21 protein-coding genes are annotated in these 21009 nt (G+C 55.0%); 8 read left to right on the top strand and 13 right to left on the bottom strand.

The window, feature by feature from the left end; all coding sequences use genetic code 11:
- Window positions 1-90 precede the first annotated feature (90 nt).
- From JET16_RS10485 to JET16_RS10475, 3 genes are read left to right on the top strand one after another with little or no spacing between them, the layout of a single operon-like run.
- Window positions 91-801, top strand: a complete 711-nt coding sequence (locus JET16_RS10485; protein ID WP_199615801.1) for a hypothetical protein — start codon at window positions 91-93, stop codon at window positions 799-801.
- 8 nt (window positions 802-809) lie between these two features.
- Complete coding sequence (locus JET16_RS10480) at window positions 810-1352, top strand: RNA polymerase sigma factor (RefSeq protein WP_199615800.1); 543 nt, start codon at window positions 810-812, stop codon at window positions 1350-1352.
- A complete protein-coding gene (locus tag JET16_RS10475; protein ID WP_199615799.1) occupies window positions 1345-1590 on the top strand; it encodes a hypothetical protein in 246 nt (81 codons plus the stop codon). The genes JET16_RS10480 and JET16_RS10475 overlap by 8 nt, the downstream gene beginning before the upstream one ends.
- Window positions 1591-1683: 93 nt before the next feature.
- Here JET16_RS10475 and JET16_RS10470 read toward each other — a convergent pair whose 3' ends face one another.
- The 6 genes from JET16_RS10470 to JET16_RS10445 all read right to left on the bottom strand — a co-directional run bounded on the left by JET16_RS10470 (window position 1684) and on the right by JET16_RS10445 (window position 12096).
- The gene (locus tag JET16_RS10470) at window positions 1684-2490 is read right to left on the bottom strand and encodes a carbohydrate ABC transporter permease (protein WP_199615798.1); all 807 of its coding nucleotides are present in this window, start codon (window positions 2488-2490) and stop codon (window positions 1684-1686) included.
- Window positions 2487-3440 (bottom strand): carbohydrate ABC transporter permease, encoded by a 954-nt coding sequence (locus JET16_RS10465; RefSeq protein WP_199615797.1) that lies wholly within the window; start codon window positions 3438-3440, stop codon window positions 2487-2489. Before JET16_RS10465 ends, JET16_RS10470 begins: the two co-directional genes overlap by 4 nt.
- An 87-nt stretch (window positions 3441-3527) precedes the next feature.
- Window positions 3528-4904, bottom strand: a complete 1377-nt coding sequence (locus tag JET16_RS10460; protein WP_199615796.1) for an ABC transporter substrate-binding protein — start codon at window positions 4902-4904, stop codon at window positions 3528-3530.
- Window positions 4905-5000: 96 nt separating this feature from the next.
- The gene (locus tag JET16_RS10455; RefSeq protein ID WP_199615795.1) at window positions 5001-6713 is read right to left on the bottom strand and encodes a sensor histidine kinase; all 1713 of its coding nucleotides are present in this window, start codon (window positions 6711-6713) and stop codon (window positions 5001-5003) included.
- Window positions 6710-8290 carry a response regulator gene (locus tag JET16_RS10450; RefSeq protein ID WP_199615794.1) on the bottom strand — a complete coding sequence of 527 codons (1581 nt, stop codon included), beginning with the start codon at window positions 8288-8290 and terminating at the stop codon, window positions 6710-6712. The genes JET16_RS10455 and JET16_RS10450 overlap by 4 nt, the downstream gene beginning before the upstream one ends.
- Window positions 8291-8643: 353 nt before the next feature.
- The gene (locus JET16_RS10445) at window positions 8644-12096 is read right to left on the bottom strand and encodes a COG1470 family protein (protein WP_199615793.1); all 3453 of its coding nucleotides are present in this window, start codon (window positions 12094-12096) and stop codon (window positions 8644-8646) included.
- A gap of 313 nt (window positions 12097-12409) precedes the next feature.
- On the opposite strand from JET16_RS10445, the gene JET16_RS10440 reads away from it, so the two are divergent.
- The 4 genes from JET16_RS10440 (at window position 12410) to JET16_RS10425 (ending at window position 15454) form a co-directional block, all read left to right on the top strand.
- Complete coding sequence (locus tag JET16_RS10440) at window positions 12410-13615, top strand: MFS transporter (RefSeq protein WP_199615792.1); 1206 nt, start codon at window positions 12410-12412, stop codon at window positions 13613-13615.
- An 88-nt stretch (window positions 13616-13703) separates the two neighbouring features.
- Entirely contained in the window at window positions 13704-14549 is an 846-nt protein-coding gene (locus tag JET16_RS10435) for a helix-turn-helix transcriptional regulator (RefSeq protein ID WP_199615791.1), read from the top strand.
- A gap of 89 nt (window positions 14550-14638) precedes the next feature.
- A complete protein-coding gene (locus tag JET16_RS10430; protein WP_199615790.1) occupies window positions 14639-15181 on the top strand; it encodes a carbohydrate-binding domain-containing protein in 543 nt (180 codons plus the stop codon).
- Window positions 15182-15202: 21 nt separating this feature from the next.
- Window positions 15203-15454, top strand: a complete 252-nt coding sequence (locus JET16_RS10425; protein ID WP_199615789.1) for a carbohydrate-binding domain-containing protein — start codon at window positions 15203-15205, stop codon at window positions 15452-15454.
- On the opposite strand, the gene fucU is transcribed toward JET16_RS10425, so the two are convergent.
- Window positions 15423-15854 carry an L-fucose mutarotase gene (gene fucU, locus JET16_RS10420; protein WP_199615788.1) on the bottom strand — a complete coding sequence of 144 codons (432 nt, stop codon included), beginning with the start codon at window positions 15852-15854 and terminating at the stop codon, window positions 15423-15425. The two genes, JET16_RS10425 and fucU, sit on opposite strands and share 32 nt — an antisense overlap.
- 78 nt (window positions 15855-15932) lie before the next feature.
- Entirely contained in the window at window positions 15933-16484 is a 552-nt protein-coding gene (locus tag JET16_RS10415; protein ID WP_199615787.1) for a Gfo/Idh/MocA family oxidoreductase, read from the bottom strand.
- On the opposite strand from JET16_RS10415, the gene JET16_RS30060 reads away from it, so the two are divergent.
- Window positions 16467-16598 (top strand): AraC family transcriptional regulator, encoded by a 132-nt coding sequence (locus JET16_RS30060; RefSeq protein ID WP_325176666.1) that lies wholly within the window; start codon window positions 16467-16469, stop codon window positions 16596-16598. The genes JET16_RS10415 and JET16_RS30060 overlap by 18 nt on opposite strands.
- Before the next feature lie 26 nt (window positions 16599-16624).
- On the opposite strand, the gene JET16_RS10405 is transcribed toward JET16_RS30060, so the two are convergent.
- Genes JET16_RS10405 through cobI form a run of 5 tightly spaced genes read right to left on the bottom strand, consistent with a single transcriptional unit; the run spans window position 16625 to window position 21008 of the window.
- The gene (locus tag JET16_RS10405) at window positions 16625-16996 is read right to left on the bottom strand and encodes a (2Fe-2S) ferredoxin domain-containing protein (protein WP_199615786.1); all 372 of its coding nucleotides are present in this window, start codon (window positions 16994-16996) and stop codon (window positions 16625-16627) included.
- The gene (locus tag JET16_RS10400) at window positions 16993-18402 is read right to left on the bottom strand and encodes a cobyrinate a,c-diamide synthase (RefSeq protein ID WP_199615785.1); all 1410 of its coding nucleotides are present in this window, start codon (window positions 18400-18402) and stop codon (window positions 16993-16995) included. The genes JET16_RS10405 and JET16_RS10400 overlap by 4 nt, the downstream gene beginning before the upstream one ends.
- Window positions 18399-19460: a cobalt-precorrin 5A hydrolase gene (locus JET16_RS10395; RefSeq protein ID WP_199616028.1), complete on the bottom strand. Its 1062-nt coding sequence runs from the start codon at window positions 19458-19460 to the stop codon at window positions 18399-18401. Before JET16_RS10395 ends, JET16_RS10400 begins: the two co-directional genes overlap by 4 nt.
- Before the next feature lie 49 nt (window positions 19461-19509).
- Window positions 19510-20304, bottom strand: a complete 795-nt coding sequence (gene cobM, locus JET16_RS10390; RefSeq protein ID WP_199615784.1) for a precorrin-4 C(11)-methyltransferase — start codon at window positions 20302-20304, stop codon at window positions 19510-19512.
- On the bottom strand, window positions 20304-21008 hold the full coding sequence (cobI, locus tag JET16_RS10385) for a precorrin-2 C(20)-methyltransferase (RefSeq protein ID WP_199615783.1): 705 nt from the start codon (window positions 21006-21008) through the stop codon (window positions 20304-20306). The genes cobM and cobI overlap by 1 nt, the downstream gene beginning before the upstream one ends.
- Between the last annotated feature and the right edge of the window lies 1 nt (window position 21009).

Raw genomic sequence — 21009 nt, 5'->3', positions numbered from 1 at the left:
TCCATATTTTTTTCTGACGTCCCAACACTTGGCGAAGTCGCGCGTTTTCCTATATGTAAATCAACTCATGATCGAATGGAGGAGCTTGCAATGGAAGAGTTAAAAGTGACGGGGACGACCATCGAGAATTTGGGCGTGCTTGATTTGATCGAGATGAAGCCGGAGGACTTGGCAGCCGTGACGCAGATTCAGAACGTCGGTGTTATTATCGCTCCCGAAGCGTTGTCCGGCGCCTTGATGAAGATTCCACAGAGAAACGTCGGAATGACGGTGACGATCCCGCCGTCATCCGGGAAAATCAAACTGTTGACCGGTCAGCTGACGGTGGACGGTGAAGCGTTCGCGAACCGCTCGGGTTCTCCCGAAGACATGCTGGTCATTGCCGGCCAGATCATCATCACATCCGAGATCGAAGCGGTCGGATTCAAAGAAGTGATCGTAGCGGGCCAAATAATCGCCCCCAAGAAAGCGGAAAGAGCATTGGTGGGCGCAGTAACACGACTCACCGGCCAAATCGCGTACTATACAGGGGAATCGCCCAGGCTGTTCGTCGGGAATGATACGTTCTCGAAGGCTTTCTTCGATCTTATTGACGGCAATATGGCGATGGTCCTTATCGGGAATTTCGAATTCGGCTCGGATGTCGATACCGCCGTGCTCAAGCAGAAAGTTGCGGAATTAGTCGTGATCGGCGAACTGAGAGCTCCGATGGAGCTCGTTCCGCTGCTCCAACTCCTGACCGTCGTTAAATTGGGTAACATTGTGGGAAAAGAGAACGCTGCAGCCCAAAGCGAGCAATGAGGAAAGACTTGTTCCACGATTTGTATGTTGCGTACTCCCGGCAGGTCTATTCGTACCTGCTGGGGCGCACGGGGAGCAAAGATGTCGCCGCGGATCTGCTTCATGACGTCTATCTGCGAATCTGGAACCGGATGGAAGCTCTTGAACGAATCCCCGAAGAGCAGCGGATCTACTGGATCTTCTCCATCGCTTCCAACCTGGTGAAAGATTACTACCGGAAGTCTTCGAACCGGAGGCAAGCGGAAGAACAGCTGCGCGACCGGAACAAAGGGGCAGGAGCCCCAGCCGGTGACCTCTCCCAGTTGTTGGCGGGCCGCGAACGTTATCGCGAGCTTGAGTCGGCCATCGGCGCGCTCCCGGAGGAGCTTCGCTGCATCCTTCTGATGAAAGTCGTCGGCGGAATGAACAGCAGCCGGATTGGCGAAGCGCTCGGGATGCCGGCCGGCACGGCACGCTATAAAATATCGCAAGCCCGGGCGCTTCTTGCCGGACGGCTGGGGCTGCCACAGACCGAATTGGCTGCGGCCGAAAGGAGTAAATCTAATGGATGACGAGCCCATGGATATGAGGCTTCCTGCTGATGTGGATGACCAGCTGAATCGGCTCCTGGCGGAGTGGGCGCTGCAGGTCCGATTGTCGCTACAGGAAGAGGAAGAGCTGTACGACCGAATCTTCGTCATTGCCGACGATTTGGGCTATGACTGGTGGCGTCAATTGGCCGGAGGCTTTTCCTTCCAAACGTTGAACGTCTTTCCGTCATTCGTTTTCGGCAACGTTATTAAACTGTAATGAAAGGTCGGTGCTGGTTTAGCAGAGGGGTAAACAGTTGCTCCACTCTAGCACGCTCCGGTCCGGTACCGACATTTTTCGCCTGCCCCTATGTCAACCTTTCACCGCACCGGCCGTAATGCCTTTAATAAACGTACGCGACCCCGCCAAAAAGACGAGCAATACCGGAACGGTGGCGATCGTCAGCGCCGCCATGCGGGCGGCGTAGTCCGTCCGGTGCACGATTCCGAGATTGGATACGAACAACGGCACCGTAAACCACCTGCTGTTATTGATCGTAACGAGCGGGAGCAAGTAATTGTTCCACGACCACAGGAAGACGAGCGTGGCCAGCGTTGCAAGTCCGGGTTTGATCAAAGGCATGACGATACGGATAAATATCATCGCTTCGTGGCAGCCGTCGATTCGCGCGCACTCGATCAATTCGTCGGGCACCGTGTCTTTAATGAACTGAACCATAAAGAACGCGCCGAACGGGAACGCAGCCCAGATCAGAATGATCGGAAACAGCGTGTTCCCGAGGCCGAGATGCTTCATTTCGATAATATAACCGATAATGCCCACCTGGACCGGAACCATCATTGTGATAATAATGAAGTAATGCAGCGCGCGATTAAGCTTGAACCGGTATTTCGCAATCGAATAACCGATCATGGAGCTCGTCAACACGGCAAGAACGACCGCGCACAACGAAACGATCAAGCTGTTTGCGTATACTTGCGAGAAGTTGCCTTGGAAGACCGTCTTTAAATTATTCCAAGCGTAATCTCCGGGAAGTAAAGGCAGCCCCTTGAAAATATCCTCGGTAAAATGCGTCGACATAACGATCATCACATAAAATGGAATCAAGGAAACGAATGTGACCGCCAGCAAAAACAACCAAACGAGGAGCTTCCTCATCCGCGGTCCTCCTTTCCTGCCGTCAGCCGGTAGCTCGCGATAGAAAACACGATTATGATCATGAAAAGCGCGTATGCGATCGCCGAGCCGTATCCGAATCTGGTGTTCGAGATGAAGGAGTCGTCGACGAATTTCCATATGACGGTGAGCGCCGCGTTTTCGGGTCCGCCGACCTGCACGGAACCGGACCAGCCGCCGTATAACAGCTTCGGCTCGTCGAACAGCTGCAGCCCTCCGATCACGGATGTGACTACCAGAAACACGGTAATGTTTCGCAGCAGCGGGAAGGTAATCGTGCGGAACGTGTGGAAGCCGCTCGAGCCGTCAACCTTCGCCGCCTCGTACACGTCCTGCGGAATCGCCGTCATGCCGGCCAAATATATCGCCATGAAATACCCTAGATTTCGCCATATGATCATCAGGGCGATAATCATGCGCGACGTCCACTCGCCTTGCAGCCAGTACACCCCTTCGTCCGCGAGCCCTGTTTTTAGCAGCAGTTGATTCACCGTACCGGTCTGCCAATCGAACAGGAACGAGAAAATAAACCCGATCGCAACCGGTGTCGTAATATAAGGCAGGAAGTTCACCGTTTGGAAAAAACGGCGCCCCTTCACGAGATGAAACGTCAAATACGCCAGCGTCACACCGAGAATAATCGTAACGGGCACGCTCATCAGCATCATAATGACCGTGTTGTACAGCGATTTATAAAACAACGGATCCCGTGTAAACAGATCGGCGTAATTTTTGAAGCCGATATACGTCTTTGCGCCGACTCCGTTCCAATCGTGGAGACTTAAGAAGAAGGAATATCCGACCGGATACATCTGGAACACGGCGTAAGCGAGCACGAACGGAAGCGCGAAGACGTACGGCCATACATTCCATCGCGGCCGCCGGTTACCAAGCGGCGGCATTACGGGTGCCGTCTTCATTTCGTTAGTCATGATTGATTTCCCTCTTTTATCCCGTAATTTGCAGATGAGCAACCGTCCGCGAACGGAACGGCTGCTCATCCCTTCTTTACCGAACGATTATTTCACCGTCGCGCCGGCGGCTTTGTTCTTCACTTCCGCAATAAATTTCTCCAGCGCCTGCTCTGAGCTAATGCCTGTATCTTTCGTCCACAGCGGGTACAGCGACATGAATGCGCCTTCGACGATCGACTCGTACTTCGATTGCGGCTCGCCCGTTACGCCTGTAACGATTTTCTCGATAAAGTACTTTGCCAAATTTTGGCCGCCGAAAAACGCGTCGTACTCGCTGCCTTGCTCAATCAGGTCTTTATTTGTTTCGTAGAACGACTTGATTCCCGGCGTTACTCCGAACTTTTTGTAAGCGAGCTTCGTGCCTTCGTCGGACAAGTACATGAAGTTCACGTACGCCCATGCGGCTTCCTTCACTTTGCTGTCTTTATAAATGCTGATCGAAGTGCCTCCGCGGGTGAAGCTGCCGCCCGGCGCTTTCACGAGTCCCCATCGGCCGCTGCCTTCCGGATCGTTCGCCGAAATATGCCACTTCGGTCCCCACGGCGCCATCGGGTAAAATATATTTTCGCCCGAAGCCATCGAAGCCGACCAGGACGGCGTCCACAATTCGTGCTTGCCGAGAATGCCCGCATCCCTCATCTCGAACAGCTTCGCAAGCGGCTCCTGCATACGGGACGTCAAATCGATTTCCGTGCCGTTGATGTACGGCTTCGCGGTTTGGCCGCGCAATGCGAGGAACGCATCGCCCAAACCAGGCAGCATCGTTACCTTGCCGCCGCTCTTCTCCGCCGCTTCTTTCCCCTTCGCGATAAAAGCGTCCCAATCCGGCAGCAGCTGCTCCAGCTCCTCCGGAACGTCGGTTCCGAGGTACTCCTTCGCCAAATCCCGGCGGTACGCGAAGCCGGCCGGCGTAATTTGCTGATCGATGCCTACGATTTCGCCCCGCGAATTGGACATGAGCGGAATCAAATAATCAAGCAGCTGCGAACGGTCGAAGCTGTATGGCGCCTGCTCGAGATTATCCAGCACGTCCAGATCGAACAGCTTGCCCCGGTAAGCCGTTTCGCCGAGAATGACGTCCGGAACGTCGGAGCCCGACGCGATGCCGCTCTGAAGCTTCTGCAGGTAATCGTTCGGATTGACGACCGTGTACTCTACTTTAATGCCCGGGTACTTCTTGTTGAATTCGGGTATCATCGTCGTTAAAAATGTTTCGTCCCAATCCCACACTTTAATGGTCGCGGTAAGCGCTTCGGGCGACGTCTCCGGCTTTTCCGCCGAGTCCGAATCGCCGGTTTGCCCCTCCGCAGCTGCTCCTTCTTTCGGGCCCGCCGCTCCGCCGCCTCCTGAGCAGCCCGCGACGACAACGATCGCAATCAAGAGCAGAATGCTTAGCCAAGTCTTCTTTGCCTGTACCTTCAACCGAATCCCCTCCAAGAACTATATAGAAAGCGTTTGCACGATTCATTGTAACAGCGCTTTCAACAAAGCTGCACAAGGTAAAACGGCTATTTTGTTTCATATCCGGTCGCGCAGCGGCAAACGAACGGCGGCCTTTGCGCCGCGCTCCTCCCCGTTAACGACCGTGACACCGAAGCTGCCGCCGTATAAATACCGGATCCGCTCCCGCACGTTGGACAATCCGATGCCGCGCATGCGGTCCCTCCGCCGCCCCGAAGCTTCCTGCAGCCCTATGCCGTTATCCTCCACCTCGATCAGCATCCCGTCGTCCACCCGCCGTACGGATATTCGAATCACTCCCGCTTCGTCCATCGGAATAACTCCGTGAAAAAGCGCATTTTCGACCAACGGTTGAATGACCAGGCGCGGCACGTTCGCCGCCAGAAGCGATTCGTCGACGCTCCACTCCACCCGGAAGCGCCCCGGATACCGGTAATGCTGGATGTCTATATATTTGGCAACGACATGAATTTCTTCTTGCAGCGTCGAAAAATATTCCTCGTCCCCCGTCTTTATCGTGTCTTGGAGAATGCCGATCAACGCTTCGGTTATTTTCGCGGCGTCGTTGCTTCTCCCCGCATGCGACAAATAAATGACGGTATTGAGCGTATTGTAGATAAAATGCGGATTGATTTGGGCCATCAGCAAACTGATCTGCATCTTCCGTTTCGTCTCTTCATGCCGGATGGACGCCTGCACGTATTGACTCAGATCGCCCACCATCCGGTTGAAACCCGCGCCCAACAGCTCCATTTCGTCGCCGCTGCGGATCGATACGCTCGTGTTCAGATCCCCGACGGATACGCGTTTCATCGCCTGGGTCAGCTTCGAGATCGGACGCGTCATGTTCACGATGAAGGGTAAAATGATCAGCAGCATCGCAGCCAGACTGGATACCGTAATCAACAAGTAGTAGTCCAAAATCCGGTTGATCGGGGCGAACAGCTTCTTCTTCGAGATGACGGCGGCCTGCTTCCATCCGTCCGGATCTGGCGCGTACGAAATCGCGATATGCTCGCCGGTCTCCGCGATCCCGTCTTGTTGCATCGCCCGTTCGATCATCTGGCCGAACGACTCGTCCGGGGCGGAGCCTCCGAGAAACAGCACGTCTCCCGTTCCGTTAAAGAGCAGCATCTGTTCGAAATCCGCCGCGCTTTGTTCGAACGCATTCGTGATTTCGGATAGCTGGATGTCCAGCACCAAATAGTAGTCGGGAGAATTTGCGGCCTGCAGGTTTTTATACTTCACGACATAGCTGAATACCGGGCGCTTCCCGTTCAAGTAGAAGAAATCGTGCGGAGCGGTGAAGCCGATGCGCCGCCCGGAATCGAGAAACGATTGAAACCACGGCTGCTTCAAATATTCGGCGAAATAATCTGCATATCCGGAGTTGTTGGAGAACGTCGCTCCGTCTTCCCTTACGATCAATGCGTTCAAAATGAACGCGTTCAATGCGGTAAACCGCTTTAACCGGTCCTGCACCTCATGCATCCTGAAGTATTCCTCTTCGAGCGTTGCGGAACGATTCGGCGCGATGCGCACATGAATCTCCTCATCCGAAACGATATATTCGGCGATCTTGACCACCTGCTCCCGCACCCTCGACAGCTGCACGGATATTTGCGCCAGATGCGTCTTGCTGTCGTTCACGGAACGTTCCCTCAAGATGCCGGTGACGTATTCGTATGTGAAAAAACCGCTTGAAAATAACGAAGCGGTAATGACGAACGCGCATATTGCAATAATTTTCGTACGGATTTTCACTCTCATCGGGGGAGCCTCCCCTTGGTTTCGGCGTACTCGTTCGGGCTGACGCCGACGCCTTTGCGGAATACTTGACTGAAATACTGGCTGTTGCCGTATCCGACCATCCCGGCAATTTCATACACCTTGCAGCTTCCTTCCGCCAGCAGCTTTTTCGCTTGCTCCAGCCGGATGCGGGTCAGGTGCTCCAACAGCGTATGTCCCGTTTCTTCCTTGAACAGGTGGCGAAGGCGGTCTCCGCTCATGTGGAGCGCGCTGGCGATCGTTTCGGCCGTAATGTCTTCGGGATAATGCTTTTGCATGTATTCGATCGCCTGCCTCACTTTGCCGGAAAGCTTGGCCGCTTCGTCCGCCTGAAGCGCCGATTCCCTGAACAGCCGCGCAAACCAATCGCGGATGTGCCCGACGGTTTTCCACTCGTTCGGATCAATCGCGCCGTCTTGGTACAGCTCGTCCAATCCGCATAATTGATAACCGGTACGCATCGTATGCAGAAGCTGCATCCAACGGTCGCACAAATCGTGGAGCAATGCGGCGCTGCGCCGCTCGGCGGCGATCCGGAACGTTCGCTCCAACGCTCCCGCCATCTTCTCGATATCCAGCGCTTCCGCCCATTGTGCCGCACGCTCGAGCTCCTTGCGCACTTGCTCTTCATTGCCTGAGTCTGGTGCTGAGCCTGAAGACGGTTCTTCCCCCAATAGGAAAGTGTTTGCGCAGCCATACATGAACGCATTCTTCTGCAAAGCCGCCGCCGCGTGATAAGTTGGCGACGCTTCCGCGTCCGCCTTGATTTCATCGGCGATACAGATGCTTGCCGTCCTGCCGAGCGACGCTTTAATCACACGATGGAGGGACGATGCCGCTTCATGCAGCCGCTCGCGCCGCTGTTTCCTGCTGACGCTGGCGGGAGACTCCGCGACGGCAACCCACAGGTTCGATTCCATCCGGATCGTTTCCTGGAAAGACGGCTGATGCGAAATACAACCGGACAAGTCCGGCGGCTCCGCCGGTGCCGGGTCCCCGGCCGGCAAACCGGGAATATGCATCGGGAATGGGACGTCGAACCGGATCAAGAACAGCGCAAAACGCCGGCCCGGGGCAAAGAAGGAGTCGTCTTCCCGCAGCCGCAGCAGTTCCTGCTCCTGGAGCCGCCCCGTCAATAGGTTACGCAGCGTCTCGCTGCGAAACGCTTTCGTCCGCAGCCGTTCCCGGTCCAGCATCTCCTTGATGCGCTGCAGCTCGGAGCGCAGCGCACCGGCGTTGATTTCGTGTTTCAGCAAATAGTTGTCCACGCCGATCGTCAACGCCGCTTTCGCGTATTCGAATTCTTTGTACGAGGTCAACAGCACGATCTTGGTGCGGGGATGCTTCTCCAATATCCGCTGACTGAGCTCAAGACCGTCCATGCCGGGCATCTTGATATCCGCGATCACGAGATCCGGCTTTGCCTGGTCCAACGACTCCAGCGCTCTTCTCGGGTTCGTATGCTCCCCGACGATCTTGCAGCCGCACGCTTCCCAGTCCAGCATATTCCGGATATGCTGAACGGCGAGTATTTCATCGTCCACCAACATGACTTTCATCACATCACCGCCAACGTTGTCAGGAAGTCTTTCGTCCTATGCATCATATTATGTTTTCGGCAATACAACAAGCGGCATTCTCTGCTTGGAGAATACCGCCGCCGCGTATGGATATATGATTATGTCAAGTCAGAAGGGGTGGTTGCGGGCCGTGTATGCAGCGGTACTTTTTGCCGTTGTAACGGATAAAATAAACATCACGTTGCCGGAGCGGCAACTTTTACCGCTGTATGGCATCCTAATCGCTCTTCGCGTACGAATCGTCGAATGCAGAGGTGATTTCTGCCGCTGCAGTTCAACGAATAGATGAACTCGTCCTGTAGCGGCAACTTTTACCCCTGCAATCATTAATTTCATTTAGCCGCCGAGGCCGTTTCCTCTCTCGTCAGCTCGCCGCCGCGGTATTCCCTGATTCGCACGGTTACGTCCGACCCGTCTCCGGCAAATCGGGAAATATCAATTTGCTGCAGCCGGCCGCCGGACAACCGCACGCGCAGCGTGTTGTCCGATTCCGCCTCCGCCGATACAATCGACGGCGCGCCTTCGTACAGCTCAAGCAAAGTGATGAAACGGGCTTCGCGTCCTTTCGACCGGAAGCTTACGGTTGTGCGCCGCGCCGGATCGTCGCCGACCGGGTAATCCCCGCCGATTACGGCGTGAAACGAAACCGCATCAACACCGGAAAGATCGAATGAAGCGACGGCCGGCTTGTCTCGATCTAGCGGCTCGAGCGGCATCGCTTCTTCATACCGCTTTCCCTCCAAGTGCACGGGACCTCCGTAATAATCCGCTCCTGTCCCGTTACCCGGATCCACGTTATCGTAACGGACCGGCAGCGCATGCAGCGGGATCTTGCTTCCTGACGCAGTCAACACATACGGATCGCCCCAGAATACCGTCTTTTTCTTGGCGGCCTCCACCGCAATGCTCAACGTTATCTCCCTGACGCCCGCCACCGGAACAGTTACCTCGCGCTTGCCCAATATCCAGGCGCCGAACCGGCCCTCCGCCAACGTCTTGCCGTCTCCCGACACCGTATAAGTCAATCGCTTGTTTACCGCATCCGCTTCCGGGTACCGGCCGGTCATGACCTCCTGCCGTGGAGGCCATAAAGCGTGCACATCCGTGTTCATGCGGCCGCTTTCGTTATATTTTATATGGCGGCCGTCGGCATCGTCCCGCTCCGGGTCGTACTCGTGCGAAAATCTCACAACCGTCGGACCGTCGCACGCATACCAGTCGCAATCGGCGACGAACTGCCCCGCGCCATAAGGGTCGCGGTTCATTGTGGCCGTATGCCGGAGCAGCCGCTTCTCCTTCGCTACGATACCTGCATAGCCCTGAAAGTGATAAAGACAATCGAAGGTGTGCTCCTGCTCCGCCCGCAGCATATCCGCAACCGCAACGTAGTCGTCCGTCACGATCGTCAACCGGCGCTGCAGCACCGGTTCCGAATATTCGCCGATGTCCCCTTGGTTTCGCGGCTCGCCCGGCGGCAGCACTTCCCTGCCTTCGATCCACGCGCGATCCTCGGGGAACCGCTGAGGGTAAGGCGTCTGTCCGCCGTAGGGCGGGTCGCTCCAACGCGCGACCGTTTCGACAACGGCCGCCTGCATCATACAACCGCTATGGAATAAGAGCCGCTTCGATTCGGCCGGTTCCTGCATCCGCTGGTCGACAACGACCATATTGTGCGACAAGGAAGCCTGCACCCACATCTTGAACATAAAGGACGCATAGCCGTACCAAGCGGCCAGCGGCCCGTATGCATTCCGTCCGTACCGCGCCACAGAGACAAGTCCGGTACGGTCGAAGTGGCCGTGATACCCGCCGTGAGTGCCGTACTTGATTACGGCTTGAATCCGCTCGGCGGCGGATCGTCCTTCGGCGCGGGAACGCAGCACGCATAAGCCCGCGTTGTCCGCGTAAGCCGACCGCTCATGCAGCGTGGCGTCAGCCTCCGGCAGTTCGCCTACACCGTAGATCAAGTCTCTTCTTTCCGGGCCGCCGTTCTTAATAACGCTCACATACCGCGGATCGCGCCAAACATAGTAAGCGAGATCATACAGACGGACCACATCTTTGTCCGTCGAGTCGTTCGTCCCGAACAAAATGCCGCGGTAATCGACGAAAGCCAGCATGGCGTCGCATACATCCTTCACCGATCTGCAGTTTCTTGCAACCGGTCCGAATTTCTGAAACGACATGCCGAGGAACGGCTTGTCCCGCGGCATCGACCACGGCGACAGCATCGCGTTCTTGAAAAACGAAGGCGGCACGCGCAAATCCTGCAAATGAATTCCCCACGGTATGCAAGCTTGCGCGGCTCGCGTGAACATATCGGCAAACAATACGACATAGTTGGAAGCAACCTCGAAATACCATCCGTCGTCGAGAATTCCTGTCGCAACCATATCCCGGTAACCGCCGGGACCGTCAATAAAACGGCGGATCCAATGCATATCCTGAATGGCCAAGCTGCACATCAAAGCGCCGATCGCCGCCCCGGACGGAATGTTGTTCGTATCCCCGTCGGTGATTGCCCAATCCGCTTTGTTGATGAACAGACGGAAGGCCGCTTCGATCCGGCGATGATCTTCTTCCGTCAATATGCCGGCGTCATGGATCAAGTCGTAACCGGAAGCGATGCTGAGAAAAAACTCTCCCTCATGAATCAATCCGCCGCCGCACACCTTCACATCCGCCGGGACGAAAGAAGGGAACGGTTCATCTGCCGAACGAATGTGAAACACCGGTGCCTTCGTGCCCGGATATCCGGTATGCGGATCGGCCAACCTGCGCAGAAAACCGGCTGCCTTCTCAAGGAATTCGCGCCTGCCTGTAAGCTTCCATGCGACGGCCGCGGCATAAAAATTGAACCGTTCGTGCAATTCGAAGGCGTACGATGCCCCGGCGCCCCGAGTCTCCGGCACCGCCCAATCCTCGGCCTTCCTCACATAACGGGCTAGCTCGCTTCGCGCCCATTCATGCATGTCCGCCTTGCGGCGAACCTCCTCCCAACCCGCTTCCGTGTGAATGAGATACGGACGGGCAAGCTTCCGGACGGTTTGGAACGTAAGCCTCTTCTTGTAATTGGCGTCCCCGTTCGGCACGGCGAATACAGTCAAAGCTTCATAGCCGCCGGGAGCGATGCCGTCATGTACACGAACCTCCAACACCGCCTCCTTCTTCTCGCCCGGTCCCAGCATGATATGCTCCGGCTGGAGCCGCGCTTCCATCGATTCAAAACCGTAGCGTTCCCATCCTAAAAAGACTGCCTGCGTTTCTATCGTTTCATTCTCCACGTAAAGCTTATAGCCGACGGTTTCCCCCGCTTCCGCCGACTGCGAAAGCAGCGGGGCGCTCAGCCCAATGCGCCCTTGCTTCTTCAAGCGGATGCGCCCGACGCGCAGCGCCGCCCGGCAGTCGCCGTCTATATAACGAGCGGTCACACCTACCCGATGGATAAAGCGCCAAAACGCTCGCGTCATCCGCATGGCATCGAACTGATCGAACGAAACCTCCACCGTCCGCCATCCGGCCCCCGCAACGGTAACCTTGGCGGTCGTACATTCTATGTATTCCGGCCTGCCTATCATGAGCGGGTACACGTGAAAGGTCAGCTCAACAGCTCCCGCAGCTTCTTCCGGAATCTCCAGCTCCAATGCGATGCAATCCCAGTCGCGCCAGTCCTCGGCGATCTCATTCGTGTACACCGCTTCTCGCAACGGTTCCAGAGTGCCGTATTCCGCATCCGGCGAGTCCGCCTCCAACCGAATCCACCGATTCATATTCAACATCTTCATAAAGTCCGGTCTCTCTCCTTTCGATGCAGCCGTACGTTCGGACAATAAATAGTATACATTTCGGACAGGCCGGCATGGAGATATATTTTTTAAACATAACCATAAATACTAACGAAACGGCTTGCCGCCCATCACTACAGTTTCGCTGCCAAGCGGAATATTTCGCCGGGTGTCATGGAAGTAGGGGAATGCCTTGAATACTAGTACTAATAGTAATAGTATTCACACAGAGCTTCCTTCGCCTTTCGGCAGGATTTAACATATACGGTAAATATGCATTGGACTAATTCGCGCTAGCGGAGGAGATGGACACATGAGCACTCGATTCATAGGGAAGGATTACGTGCGGATTTGCTTGTGCAATATGCTTCTTTTCTTTTCGTTTCAGATGATGCTGCCGACCATTCCCGTCTATTTAAGAGACAGCGGCGGCGACCAATCTCAGATCGGAGCCGTCATCTCGATCATCACCTTCGCCGCTGTGCTGATCCGGCTGTTTACGGGATATGCGCTGGATCATTGGAACCGAAAAGTTATCGTCGCGGCCGGCTCGATCGTATTCGTATTGGCGGCTGCCGCCTATCCGTTCTATCCGCTCGCGGGGTGGATGATCGGTTGCAGCATTTGGATCGGCATCGGTTGGGGCATATTGACCGTATCTTACGCAACGCTCGTGTCGGATCTGATCCCGCCAGGACGGCAAGGCGCGGGCATCGGCACGTTTATGCTGTTTGCGATGGCAAGCATGGCGGCCGGTCCGTTCGCCGGAGGATGGATATACGGCCGGTTCGGATCCGCAGTGTTGTTCGGTACTGCAAGTCTGATCGCTTTGCTATCGTTGCTGCTGTTTCTAAGCGGCAAGAGCGCGAATGCGAATGCGTCTTCGCCGCAACCAACCGGAAAAAAGCCTGCATTGTTGTCGGGGATTTTGGAACGATCATCGCTTTTCCCGGCGGCGCTGCTCATGCTGTATACGTTTTGCTACGGGGGAATCATTTCCTTCGCGGGCTTGTACGGCCAGGCGCTGGGCGTCGCCAACAGCGGGCTCTTCTTCCTGTTGTCCAGCGCAGCCTCGATGCTTGTTCGTCCGGTCGCCGCCAGCCTGTTCGATACGAAGGGGCACCCGACGGTTCTTGTTCCCGGCATCGTGCTTGGTATTATCGCTTTATTCGCCCTCTCTGCTGCCGCGGGGCCAATGTTATACATCATCGCCTCGGTTCTTTACGGTCTTTCATTCGGCTCCGTTCAGCCGTACCTGTTGGCTTGGACGATGCAGCGAGCGCGGCCGGACCGACGTGGGGCGGCCAGCAGCACGTTCTTGATCGGCATGGACAGCGGCATCGCGCTCGGCTCGATCGCGCTCGGAATTTGGTCGGGAGCCATAGGGTACGCAACCATGTTCCGCGGGTCTGGCGTTATCCTTGTGTGCCTTCTTGCTATCTACAGTATCAGTCTGTTCCATACTGGCCGCTTGCGCCATCAAGCTCATACAGGCCGGGCGGAGTCGGAAACAGGATGAAGCTCCTTACGGGTGTCCCGCCTCATCCAAATATAGTAAAATATCAGCATGGAATCATTTAAAGCGATGGGTCAGGAGGGGACGTTTCATGAGCGACGATCCACGCCGACAGGAGCTCGGCAGGTTTCTGCGGTCCCGCCGGGAGAGACTGACGCCGCAGGATGCGGGCTTAAACCACGCCGGTAACAGCCGGCGAAGAACGAAGGGGCTGAGGCGGGAAGAAATTGCCGCGCTTGCCGGCATTTCGCTGCCCTGGTACACCTCGCTTGAGCAAGGCCGCGATATTAACGTGTCCGATTCGGTGCTCGATAGTCTTGCCCGCGTGCTTCAACTGAATAAGGACGAGCGCAAACATTTATATTTTCTGGCTGCCCCGCGCCGCAAAAGTGCGAAGACTAGCGCAGAGACGCCGACCGTGCCCGTATCGCTGCAGTTTATGATGGATCAGTTGAGTCATTGCCCGGCGTATATTTCCGATGAAAAGATGAATTTGGTGGCATGGAACGCACTCGCTTCCGCGGTATTCGGTCCTTTCGAACGGGCGGAAGGAAAGGAGCGGAACATGCTGTGGCGCATGTTTATGCTGCCTTCCTACAGGTCCATGTTCATTAGTTGGGACACGCTTGCGGGCTCTTTGCTGGGAGAATTCCGGGCTATGTATTCCCGCAACATTTCCGATCAGTGGTATCAGTCGTTTATCGGGGAGTTGAGCGCTTCCAGTCCGGAGTTCGCCTCTTTGTGGGAAAGCTACGAGGTGGTCTGCACGAGCCAGTATCCTCGCGTGATGAAGCATCCCGAGGCAGGCTTGCTCAATCTCTCGACTTGGCTGTTCCCGGTCCAGGAAAGCAACGGCCGGTACTTGACCATCTTTATACCGGATCAATCCGACGGCTCCGTCGAACGCCTCGCCACGCTGGCCGCCGGCGCCACGTGACCGATAGGCCCGTCAACGTCAAGAATAAGCGGCCGCCCCCCTGCAAATGACGGGACCGCCGGCCGCTTTTACGGATTCGATCATGTGCTTTGCGCTTCGAATTACGAATCGTCACTGCCCGCTCCCAAATCATGAGGACACCGACGGCAGCTGCACGTAAAAATGATGAAGACGACTATGTAACGGATTGGAACGCCGAAAATGCCACGATGATCGCATTGAATGGCGCGGACGCAAGCATCGACGGTACAGGGGCCGAAGCGAAGGACGGGTCCGTGACCATAACGGCTCCAGGAACCTATGTTTTGAGCGGGAAACTGAATGACGGTCAAATCGTCGTTGACGTGCAGGATAAGGAGAATGTTCGATTAGTACTGAATGGTATGGAGCTTCAAAGCAGCGACAGCGCTCCGATTTACATCAAAGAAGCGGGCAAGGCGATCATTACGCTGCAAGAAGGAACTGCAAACACCGTCTCGGATGGAAAAACCTATGTATATCCGGATGCTTCCGCCGACGAACCGAATGCGGCGGTGTTCAGCAAAGCGGATCTTACCGTGAACGGCACAGGCGCTCTGATCGTTCACGGCAATTATAACAACGGAATTGCAAGCAAAGACGATCTCAAATAACGGGAGGAACGATCGAGATCCATGCGGTTGACGGAGACGGAGTCGGAAAGCGCAAAAGCGGTGAAGGCGGCATCGGACGTTATTATCAGGCAAGGGACCTTCCGCATTGATTCGGCCGATGATTCGATCCACAGCAACGGCAATATTACCGTAACGGGCGGAGATTTCAATATAACATCAGGTGACGACGGGATCCATGCGGATACTTCGATCACGATCGCGGGTGGAACCGTTGTTCATTCTAGCCCACGATCACGCCTTTCTTCAGAATAATATTGGCGTATGGGGCTGCTTCGCCTGTCGCTACCACAGCATACGCATCTTTGGCCCGTTCATAAAATGCGAACCGCTCCAGTAATTCGAAAGGAGCTTCCAATCCCGTATGATGCCGGATTATATTCCGATATACGTTCCAGATCGGCGTACTGACCGGGTCGCCCGGGACGACCGCCATCAGAACGGCCGGCTTTTCGACATAGGTGTCCAGAGGAAACAACCTCAATATTGCGTCCAACAATTCAGGTATCGGGAGGCCGTCGGCACGAACGACCCGGGAGCCGATACTTTCCGCGGGGAAGTTCGCATCCGCCAGAACGATTTCATCTCCATGTCCCATTTCCATCAATATCTTCAGCAGTTCGGGTGAAATCAGCTTCGATATTCCTTTCAACATTTGCTTCTCCTCCTACAACAGCCCCCTGTCTTCATATTTATTCAGAATGGAATGTTAACAGACCCTAATCTCGATTACTCAACCCTTATAGTCGCTCCCTATTGTAATCGTGTTGTCATGGAAGTTCTCGATTGACGTGTTCTTCTCGTAAAAACGAATGGCGTTCTCCTGCATCCCCTCGCGAGTATAGAACGGATCGTCCGGTCCGATCGGAAAATTTACGTTTTGACCCCGGCTGGCTGATTTATAAATGGCTACAATCAACTCCAACGTACGGCGTCCGCTTTCTCCATCAATCAGAATAGGGGCGCCGGTTTCAATTGCGGTAAGCACGTTATCCACTTGTCCGGTATGGCCTTCGTATGTCACTTCAGGGAGGCTGTCGTACATCGCTTGTAATTCATCAGCAAGCTGCACGTTCGGAACAGGAAACCCGTTCGGCTTTGCATTCGATGCCGAAATGTGCCAAGAAGCGGATACACGGGCGTTCGCCCCTTGAAAAACAAGCTGCTGCTCTTCTCCATGATGAACGACGGAGCTCGTAATTTGCGCCAATGCCCCGCCCGGATAACGCAAGATTGCAACGGATAAATCCTCCACTTCCGCGTTGACGTGCGATACATTGCTCATGAAATCTCCCTCATCGCTGAAGAAATCGGCATTACGAACTGCTCCTATTTTTGCAAGTTTTTCAAAACCCGGATGGGCGTAACGCCGCATCAATACCGGAAAAGACCGCGATGAGAAAAGCTTCTTTTGAAGTGCGTCCTCTAGGGGAAGCGGAACCGTTCAAATATATGAATTTTTAATGTTTCAGGAACATCAAACAGATAACCGGCTTCCGTTGAAGCTATTGCCCAATCGAACAATGCCTGATAATGAACCTCATCCTTTAACCCGCCCAACCATATTTGGCCTTGCGGGGTTAGGATGCAGGCAACGTTTGTCAAATCGCAAGGCCCAAGACAACCGGATATGGTCAGCTGAACGCTTCGCAGCAGACCCGCTTGCTTCCAACTCGTTTTGAGCCACTCTAACGGAATTTCCGGTTTCCCTTTATCGGTTCGCCCGCAACAACAACCCGAGCAAATAAGCACTTGCCCTAAAACCGGGCGCTTAGTTTCTTGAACAGTTGTAATCATGACTGATACTCCAGCCCTTTGCGGTATTCCATGCATTTGGCTAGAAAACGCTTGGCTGCGTTCGGGTTGGATGAGAAATGGATATGTATGTACCCTGCCATAATGTTGGATGAGGAGTATCCGTCCGGCTTCGTTCCGCGCAGACCGGCCGTTTCGTAAATATACGGGAACGATCCGCCATCCAACGGTTCCATGACGGAATAATGAAACTCGTGCCCCCGAACCGTTTCCCCTTCCCGCAGCAGTAGGCAATCCCGCAGCGCCTTCGCCTCGCGGTAGCCGAGAGCGGACAGCTTGTGACGGACCGTTACGTTTGCCGGTATAATGCCTGCCATTTCAAATTGATTCCCCGCACGGTCGGTAATGGCGCGAGCAAGATACATATACCCGCCGCATTCGGCAAAAACCGGCAACCCGGCCAGAGCACGGCGCCTCAAGTCTTCTTTGACCGCTTCATTGGCGGCAAGCTCGGCGGCAAATTCCTCGGGAAATCCGCCCCCGATATATACGCCGTCCGCGTTTGAAGGCACTTTCTCTCCGGCCAGCGGGCTGAAGTATACCAATTCGGCCCCAAATCGTTCAAGCATCTCCAGATTTTCGACATAGTAAAAGTTAAAAGCCGCATCCCTTGCGACAGCAATAACGGGAGAGTCGGCGCATATCGGATTTATTTCTTGAAACAACCGGCGCTGCGGCCATGTCAGCTGAGGAGCTTCGTTCGCAATTCGGAGCAGAGCATCCAGATCCGCTCCATATTCCATCCTGTCCGCCAGACGTTCAAACAGCGGATTCAGTTCCCCCCGCTCCACAGCCGGGACTAATCCGAGATGCCGCTCGGGCATATGCAGTTCATCATCCCGTCCGAGCCAGCCTAGGACCGGGATGCCGCATTGTTGCTCGATCGCGGATTTTACAAGCCGATAGTGCGAACCGCTGCCGCACTTGTTAGGTATCACGCCGGCAATGCGAACACGACGGTTTAACGATTGATAACCTAACACCACCGCCGCGGCGCTTCTGGCCATACTCTGCACATTCACCACTAAAATCACGGGACATTCCAATAGAATCGCAATCTCCGCCGTTGAGCCCGCATCCGATAACGGATCTTTGCCGTCGTATAAGCCCATTACGCCTTCAATAACGCTGACATCCGCCCCATCCGAGCCTCTAAGGAACGTTTCCCGCATCGCATCATGCGAAACCATCCACGTATCGACATTTCTCGAACGTCTGCCCGTAACTGCGGTATGATACGAAGGGTCGATATAATCCGGGCCGCATTTAAAACCTTGCACGGCAAGTCCTCTTCGCTTCAACGCCGCCATGATGCCGACGGTTACCGTAGTCTTCCCGGCTCCACTTGAGGTCCCTGCGATGACGACCCGGTTCCTTCGCTCGCTCATCGGGTCACCTCAGCCGGCCGCTGTCGGGGAACTCTGGCGACAGATACCGTTACATTACCGCTTTTCCTTTTCTCCATCAGCCAATCTTCCGCGCCGGCAGACAGCAAGGCGGCCGGTTCGCTCACTCCGTATGCTCCCGTATATTTATAAACCGTTTCCGACGGATTTCTAAGCGGTATTTGATTTAACTGCTGCGGTGTGTACGTTTCCAATTTCCATTTGTATTTTGCGCATAACTCAAGCAGTCCCGGCTCGTCTTTCTTTAAATCTATGCTTGCGAGATTGCGGATGCTCTTCGGAGATAACTTCAGTTCCCGCATCGTTTCCAATATGACTTGCTCAATTTCGGCAGCGGGCGTCCCGCGGTTGCAGCCTATACCCACAACCAATGTTTTCGGCCTGTACAGCACGCCGTTATTCAACAGCGCCTCTTCTTCTTCCCCGGTCAACAAACGATCCGTTATCACTAAAGCCGCATCAAATTCCGCTTTCATCGCCTCATCGGCCGTACGGTACACGGTAATATGCGGCGGGATCGGCTTATCGTACGTCCACCAATCGGTTTCTCCCGCTTCCTGGACAACGGCTATGCGCTCCTCATTGACAACGGAGGCGCTTACCGGCGTCGCTTTCTCGAAGCTCTCGATCTGCCAGCCGAACTGCCGGCCGAACAAGTCGACGGGAATCGTCTGCTGCACGTCGGAGGCCGTTGTAATGACCGGCTTTGCTTCGATCGCCTCGGCAACCTGCCTCGTCAATTCGTTCGCTCCGCCGAGATGCCCCGAAAGCACGCTGATGACATGCTCGCCGCGGTCGTCGATGACGACAACCGCAGGGTCCTTCTTCTTGTCTTCAAGCACCGGGGCGATCATGCGTACGACCGCGCCAAGAGAAATGAAGAAGATGATTCCGTTGTATTGCTTGAACAAATCCGGGATGATCAATTTCACGGAACCTTCAAACAAGGCGATTCCCCGCTCCGCTTCATCTCCGCGCGCGAATTTGCTCATGTAATACAAGTCTATGCCATCAAACCGTTCTATTAAATTGCGGCTCATCTCGACCCCGTGCTTCGTAATCGCAACGGCCGCGAAAGGCTTTCCTGCATCACTCACTTGCCGACACCCCTTTCCGATAGCCGTGGGTGAACGTTTTGTCGTACAGCTTGGAACGGTGTTCGTCCCGGTCGACCAGCGTCGGATCGAGCGCCCATCCGGCTAAAATCATCGCATGCATACGAATCCCCGCTTCGCGAAGGTCCTTATCCAAATCTTTCAGCGTCGTCCGGACCACCTTTTGATCCGGCCATGTAGCCCGCTGAACGACGGCTACCGGCGTATGCTCCGACCATCCGGCTTCGAGGAATTCTTTCACAACCTTTTTCGCTAGAGTTGCACTTAAAAATAAGGCGACGGTACAGTGGTGGGAGGCGAGGTCGCGAAGCTGTTCCCGCTCCGGCACCGGCGTGCGCCCCTCCGCCCTTGTCAATATGACGGTTTGCGTCAAATCGGGCACGGTAAGCTCGGCTTGCAGCACGGCGGCGGCAGCAAACACGGAGCTTACCCCCGGAATGATTTCAACCGGTATCCGGTGCCGCTTGAGCAGCGCCATCTGTTCCAAGATTGCGCCATACACCGAAGGATCCCCCGTATGCACGCGGGCCACGCTTTTGCCGGCGGCAACCGCTTCCCTCATGATCTCCACCATTTCCTCCAAATCCATTCCGGAGCTGTGATGCACCTCCGCGTGATCCCCGGCGCGCGCGATCAGCTCTTCGTTGACCAAAGAATCCGTATATAAAATAACATCCGCTTGCCCGATCAATCGCAGCCCTTTCACCGTAATCAAATCGGGATCGCCGGGACCGGCGCCGACAATATATACTTTCGGTTCCAATGCCATTATTTCTTCACCGCCATCAGCGTCAAATATTCCAGCTCCTGCCCTCTCAAGCTGCGGACATCTCTCCATATCAACTCATAAGGAGACGTCGCTTTCGTGACCACCGAGGCTTTATCCGTCAAACCGAGCTCTTCCAGCACTTCGATCATCAAATCGATCACTTTCGCCACTTTCAGGAAAAGAACCGTATCGTGCTCTATAATCGCTTTCTTCATAGCCTCCCTGTCGTCGGTTGCGGGGATAATGGCCACTTGCTCGTCGCCGTCGGCAAGCGGCAGCTGCAATTGCGACGCGGCGCCAAGAATGGAAGAAATGCCGGGAACGGTACGGATGGGAACTTCGGCATGCAGCTGCTGCATCAGACGGGCCATATGTATAAAAGTGCTGTACAGATTCGGATCGCCTTCCGTCAGAAACGCAACGTCCTTCCCTTCTCGTAAATAACTCCAGCACGCCTCAACCGTTTTGTTCCACTCTTTTTCCAAAGTCGCTTGTTCCTTCGTCATCGGGAACACGAGCCCGAGCATCTCTTTCTCTTCCGTATTCAAATACAGCTCGGCGATTTCCAGAGCGTACGATTTACCGCCCATGCGTTTCTTGGGATATGCAATGACGGGGCACTCTTGCATCAAGCGGAATGCCTTCACCGTGATCAGCTCCGGATCGCCCGGACCGACGCCTACTCCATACAATGTGCCAAACATG

It is taken from the genome of Paenibacillus alkalitolerans (assembly GCF_016482785.1).
Classification (GTDB): Bacteria; Bacillota; Bacilli; order Paenibacillales; family YIM-B00363; genus Paenibacillus_AE; species Paenibacillus_AE alkalitolerans.
The sequence above is the reverse complement of the archived record's forward strand: the minus strand, read 5'-3'. Positions and strand labels throughout refer to the sequence as shown.

Bases quoted from the DNA above. Each gene is read 5' to 3' on its own strand.
- fucU (WP_199615788.1), bottom strand. From the start codon at position 15,854: ATGTTGAAAGGAATATCGAAGCTGATTTCACCCGAACTGCTGAAGATA.
- JET16_RS10445 (WP_199615793.1), bottom strand. From the start codon at position 12,096: ATGAAGATGTTGAATATGAATCGGTGGATTCGGTTGGAGGCGGACTCG.
- JET16_RS10485 (WP_199615801.1), top strand. From the start codon at position 91: ATGGAAGAGTTAAAAGTGACGGGGACGACCATCGAGAATTTGGGCGTG.
- JET16_RS10465 (WP_199615797.1), bottom strand. From the start codon at position 3,440: ATGACTAACGAAATGAAGACGGCACCCGTAATGCCGCCGCTTGGTAAC.
- JET16_RS10475 (WP_199615799.1), top strand. From the start codon at position 1,345: ATGGATGACGAGCCCATGGATATGAGGCTTCCTGCTGATGTGGATGAC.
- cobI (WP_199615783.1), bottom strand. From the start codon at position 21,008: ATGTTTGGCACATTGTATGGAGTAGGCGTCGGTCCGGGCGATCCGGAG.
- JET16_RS10425 (WP_199615789.1), top strand. From the start codon at position 15,203: ATGCGGTTGACGGAGACGGAGTCGGAAAGCGCAAAAGCGGTGAAGGCG.
- JET16_RS10405 (WP_199615786.1), bottom strand. From the start codon at position 16,996: ATGATTACAACTGTTCAAGAAACTAAGCGCCCGGTTTTAGGGCAAGTG.
- JET16_RS10455 (WP_199615795.1), bottom strand. From the start codon at position 6,713: ATGAGAGTGAAAATCCGTACGAAAATTATTGCAATATGCGCGTTCGTC.
- JET16_RS10400 (WP_199615785.1), bottom strand. From the start codon at position 18,402: ATGAGCGAGCGAAGGAACCGGGTCGTCATCGCAGGGACCTCAAGTGGA.
- JET16_RS10395 (WP_199616028.1), bottom strand. From the start codon at position 19,460: ATGAGCCGCAATTTAATAGAACGGTTTGATGGCATAGACTTGTATTAC.
- cobM (WP_199615784.1), bottom strand. From the start codon at position 20,304: ATGGCATTGGAACCGAAAGTATATATTGTCGGCGCCGGTCCCGGCGAT.
- JET16_RS10470 (WP_199615798.1), bottom strand. From the start codon at position 2,490: ATGAGGAAGCTCCTCGTTTGGTTGTTTTTGCTGGCGGTCACATTCGTT.
- JET16_RS10415 (WP_199615787.1), bottom strand. From the start codon at position 16,484: ATGAGCAATGTATCGCACGTCAACGCGGAAGTGGAGGATTTATCCGTT.
- JET16_RS10435 (WP_199615791.1), top strand. From the start codon at position 13,704: ATGAGCGACGATCCACGCCGACAGGAGCTCGGCAGGTTTCTGCGGTCC.
- JET16_RS10450 (WP_199615794.1), bottom strand. From the start codon at position 8,290: ATGAAAGTCATGTTGGTGGACGATGAAATACTCGCCGTTCAGCATATC.
- JET16_RS10440 (WP_199615792.1), top strand. From the start codon at position 12,410: ATGAGCACTCGATTCATAGGGAAGGATTACGTGCGGATTTGCTTGTGC.